This is a genomic window from Segeticoccus rhizosphaerae (genome assembly GCF_009192725.1).
GTDB lineage: Bacteria > Actinomycetota > Actinomycetes > Actinomycetales > Dermatophilaceae > Segeticoccus > Segeticoccus rhizosphaerae.
Genome location: NZ_VOHR01000312.1, coordinates 1 through 4,304, shown reverse-complemented (window position 1 = coordinate 4,304; position 4,304 = coordinate 1). Strand labels below are relative to the sequence as shown.

General features: G+C 71.8%; 4 protein-coding genes. 2 read left to right on the top strand and 2 right to left on the bottom strand.

Annotated features, from left to right (window positions below; translation table 11 throughout):
* A partial coding sequence (locus tag FRW57_RS18010; protein ID WP_203230400.1) for a sugar ABC transporter substrate-binding protein occupies positions 1-1,202 on the top strand: 1,202 nt, incomplete at its 5' end.
* Positions 1,203-1,384: 182 nt separating this feature from the next.
* Here FRW57_RS18010 and otsB read toward each other — a convergent pair.
* Together otsB and FRW57_RS18000 are read right to left on the bottom strand one after the other, a co-directional pair.
* On the bottom strand, positions 1,385-2,197 hold the full coding sequence (gene otsB / locus FRW57_RS18005) for a trehalose-phosphatase (protein WP_137120707.1): 813 nt from the start codon (positions 2,195-2,197) through the stop codon (positions 1,385-1,387).
* A complete protein-coding gene (locus FRW57_RS18000) occupies positions 2,194-3,642 on the bottom strand; it encodes an alpha,alpha-trehalose-phosphate synthase (UDP-forming) (protein WP_238384552.1) in 1,449 nt (482 codons plus the stop codon). Before FRW57_RS18000 ends, otsB begins: the two co-directional genes overlap by 4 nt.
* Positions 3,643-3,813: 171 nt before the next feature.
* Between FRW57_RS18000 and FRW57_RS17995 the strand changes: the two genes are divergently transcribed.
* Positions 3,814-4,248 carry a CBS domain-containing protein gene (locus FRW57_RS17995; RefSeq protein ID WP_137120705.1) on the top strand — a complete coding sequence of 145 codons (435 nt, stop codon included), beginning with the start codon at positions 3,814-3,816 and terminating at the stop codon, positions 4,246-4,248.
* The last annotated feature ends 56 nt before the right edge of the window (positions 4,249-4,304 follow it).

The following is a 4,304-nucleotide window of genomic DNA, read 5'->3' as shown; positions in this document are numbered from 1 at the left end:
CCGACCTCGCGGCGGCGCCGGGGGTCGGCGTCGACCGACCCCGCTCGCCGCAACCGCTCGTGACCGCGGCTCCGCGGGCCGACCTGGTCATCTGGGCGCCGCCCGACGTCGCGGCAGCGCTGCGCCCCCGTGCAGAGGACTTCGGCAGGACGCGCGGGGTCAGCGTCACCGTCGAGTCGGTCTCGGACGTCCGCTCTGCGCTGCAGGACGTGACGGCACCCGAGAGTGGGCCGGACGTCTTCCTGGGGCCACACACCTGGCTGGGCGAGATGGAGCAGCAGCGCGTCATCAGCCGGGTCACGCTGTCCCGCAACCAGCAGCGACGGCTCGCGCCGAAGGCGTTGGCGGGGGCCCGCTACGACGGCCAGCTCTGGGGGGTGCCCTACGCGATCGCCAACCTGGCCCTGGTGCGCAACACCGATCTGGCTCCGCAGGCGCCCCAGACCTACGAGCAGCTGATCGCGAACGGGCGCCGGCTCAAGGCCGAGGGCAAGGTCAACCGGATCCTGTTGCAGAGCACCGGCAGCACCGGGGACGTCTACTCGGGCTATCCCTATCTGCGCGCCTACGGCGGTGGCATCTTCGCCAAGACCCCGAACGGCCAGTACTCACCCGGCCGGCTCGTCCTCGACAGCCCCGCGTCCCTGGAGGGCGCCCGTCGGCTCGCCGAGCTCGGCCGCGAGGGCGTCATCCAGCCGGACGTCGACAACACGAATGCGGTGCCCCTCTTCGGCGACCGCCACGGGGCCTACCTCGTCACCGGCGCCTGGTCGGTACCGGTGATCCAGGCGTCTGGGGTTCCCTACGCGATCTCCCCGCTGCCGGCCCTGCCCCGCGGTGGCAAGCCCGTCCCCCTGCTCGACGTGGACCTGTTCTACGTCTCCGCGACGGCGCAGAGCCCCAAGCTCGCGCAGGAGTTCGTCCGCGACTGTGCGACGCGTCGGGACGTGCAGGTGCGGTTGGCCAGGGCGACGGGTCTCCCGCCGGCGCTGACGGCCGCCTACCGCGACGTCGCTGCCCGGGACCACCACTACGCCGCGTGGTTCGACGCCGGGCGCGACGGTGACCCGGTGCCCTCGGTGCCGGCGATGCAGGCGGTGTGGGGACCGTTGGGGCAGGCCTTCGCCGACATCGTGGCAGGCAAGGACCCTCAGCACAGTCTGACGGCTGCGGCCCGGCAGATCTCCTCCGACCTGCCCTGATCCTCGCTGGCGACCCCCCTTCCCGCCGGCTCCTTCGGTGACCACGGGTGCCTCGGGGCGGTTTCCGTCATCGTTACCCAATCGGCGCGCTCGGAGTACCTGTTCCTCGCCGAGCTGATCGTGCGAGGGTCGACCCAGTCACCGGCCGGAGAGAGCCCACTCCCGTCGGGCCTGAGCCGGGCTCAGCGGCCTTGGCCCGCAGTGCGCAGACGCAGGAAGGTCTGCAGCACTTCGAGGACCGTCGCGACGTCCGGGACGCGGTGGCTGGCGCCGGTCTCGCCCTCACCCACCTTGATCGTCAGATCTCCGTCGTCCGGTGACAGCACCTCGAAGGCCCGCTCGTCGGTGACGTCGTCGCCGATGTAGGCGGTGGCCCGAACCCCACGCGCCGCGGCGAGCGCGCGGACCGCGGCGCCCTTGCTGGTCTCCACGACCGAGAGCTCCACCACGTCCTTGCCCGGCAGGACGTGCACGCCGGTATGCCGCGTGGCCACCTCGCGCGCGGCGGTCGCCGCGTGTGCCGCGACCTCCCCGTCCACGTCCCGGGTGTGCAGCGCGACCGCCGTGGCCTTGTGCTCGATGCGCACGGGAGGATGGGCTCGCGCCACGGCCTCCAGGTCGGCCGTCACGGCGGCGAGGCGCTCGGTCACCGAGCCATCTGCCGAGGAATCTGGCTCAGTGCCAACGGATCCCGCGAGAACGGGGTCGCTCGACTCAGCACCGTGGCTGCCGATCAACGCGATCGGTTCGTCAGGGGCGACCCCCGTGAGCCTGGAGAGCGTTGCCAGGTCCCTACCCGACACGACCGCGGTGGTGACGCCGGGCAGGGCGGCGGCAGCACGCAGCGCCTCGATCGCCCCCGGGGTGGCGCGTGCCTGCATCGGGTCGGTGACGAACGGTGCGAGGGTGCCGTCGAAGTCGACGCCCAGCAGGACCGCGGGCCGGGCCGCGAACGTGACGAGCGCGGCATACAGCTCATCCGGCAGGAGGGTCACGCCGACTTCCCGTGACGACCCTGCCGTTCCGGTCGCTCGGGGGCGCTGGCCAGGGCCTCCAGGTAACGCTGGGCCCAGCGTTGGACGTCGTGGTCGGCGACTCGCTTGCGCAGGGCGCGCATCCGGCGGCGTCGGTCGGCTTCCGGTGCCCGGACCGCCCGCATGATGGTCTGCTTGAGCCCCTCGATGTCGTGGGGATTGCAGACGAAGGCCTGGTGCAGCTCGCGGGCCGCGCCGGTGAACTCGCTGAGCACGAGCGCTCCGCCGAGGTCGTGCCGGCACGAGACGTATTCCTTGGCCACGAGGTTCATCCCGTCCCGCAGCGGTGTCACCAGCATGACGTCGGCCGCGAGGAACAGCGCCGCCATCTCGCTGCGCGGGTAGGAGTGGTGCAGGTACTGGACCGCCTGGGCCCCGATCGGCGAGTGCTCGCCGTTGATCCGGCCGACGGTGCCCTCGACCTGCGTGCGCAGGTTGCGGTAGGCCGCGACGCGCTCACGGCTCGGCGTCGCGACCTGGAGCAGCGCCGTCTCCGGCGGGGCCACCTCGCCGTCGCGCAGCAGCTCCTCGTAGGCCTTCAACCGGTGCCGGATGCCCTTGGTGTAGTCGAGTCTGTCGACGCCGAGCATGAGGATCTCGGGGTCACCGAGGGACGAGCGGATCTCGGCGGCCCGGGCCTTGACCTCCGGGGTGCGGGCCAGCTCGTCGAGTCCGTTGAAGTCGATGGAGATCGGGATGGCGCTCGCCCGGACCGTGTGTGCCTCGCCGTCATCACCGTGGGGATGGTGGGTGACGGTGTCTCCCTTGGTGGGGAGGCCGACGAGCCGCCGACAGGCCCGCAGGAAGTTCTCCGCGTCGGCGGTGCGCTGGAACCCCAGGAAGTCGGCGCCGAGCAGGCCCTCGACCAGGCTCTGACGCCACGGCAGCTGGGCGAACAGCTCCACCGGGGGGAAGGGGATGTGGTTGAACCAGCCGATCCGCACGTCCGGCCGCAGCTCGCGCAGCATGGCCGGCACGAGCTGCAGCTGGTAGTCGTGCACCCAGACGGTCGCTCCCGGTGCCGCCACCCGGGCGGCCGCCTCCGCGAACCGCTGGTTGACCGCGCGGTAGGCGTTCCACCAGAAGCGGTGGAACGTCGCGCTCACGATCACGTCGTGGTAGATCGGCCACAAGGTCTCGTTGGAGAAGCCCTCGTAGTATTGCTCGACCTCTTCGGCGGACAAGGCCACCGGCTGGAGGTACATGTCGTTCTCGACGAACGGCTCCGGCGCCTCACCGGCCTCACCGGCCCAGCCCACCCAGGCGCCGTCACGGCCCGGCATCACGGACTCCATGGCGGTGACCAGGCCACCGGGGCTGGTGCGCCACTGCTCCGTCCCGTCCGGGTCGACGACCCGGTCGACGGGGAGGCGGTTGGCCACCACCACGAGATCGAAGGTCCTCACGCGGGGACGGGCCAAGACGGTCACCTCTGGTGTCTGGGAGGGGGGACGGTGGACGCAGGGCCAGTCTAGTCGGGCGACGCCGAGGTCGCCCGGTGTCGCGCGACAGCCCCGGAACCCTCGAGCCGGCGCGGCGGCTCTGGCGGCGCGGCGGCTTTCGGGCTACCGTCGAATATGCGCATCTCCGACGTGATCCGACGCAAGCAGGACCCCGGGATCGTGACCATCGGTCCCGGTGAGACCGTCTCGGCCCTCCTCGCCCTGCTCGAGGAGCACCGCATCGGTGCCGTCGTCGTGACCGACGACGGGACCACACCTGCCGGCATCGTCAGTGAACGTGACATCGTCCGGCACCTACACTCCGACGGCGCCGCGCTCCTCGACGCCACCGTGAGCTCCATCATGACCAGCGCGCTGCAGACCTGCACCCCCGAGGACGACCTCGACACGCTGGCGCGGCAGATGACCGAGCACCGCGTCCGGCACGTCCCCGTGCTGCGAGACGGCCGGCTCCACTCGATCGTCAGCATCGGCGACATCGTCAAGAACCGCATCGACGAGCTGCAGGACGAGCGGGACCAGCTGGTCGGGTACATCCACCAGCGGTGACCCGCGCGGCGCGCGGGGTCGGGCGTCGGCCGCAGCGGGCCGAGCCGGTGCCGCGG

What these genes read in the sequence shown, in the direction of transcription:
- FRW57_RS17995 (WP_137120705.1), top strand. Translation starts at nt 3,814, where the DNA reads ATGCGCATCTCCGACGTGATCCGACGCAAGCAGGACCCCGGGATCGTG.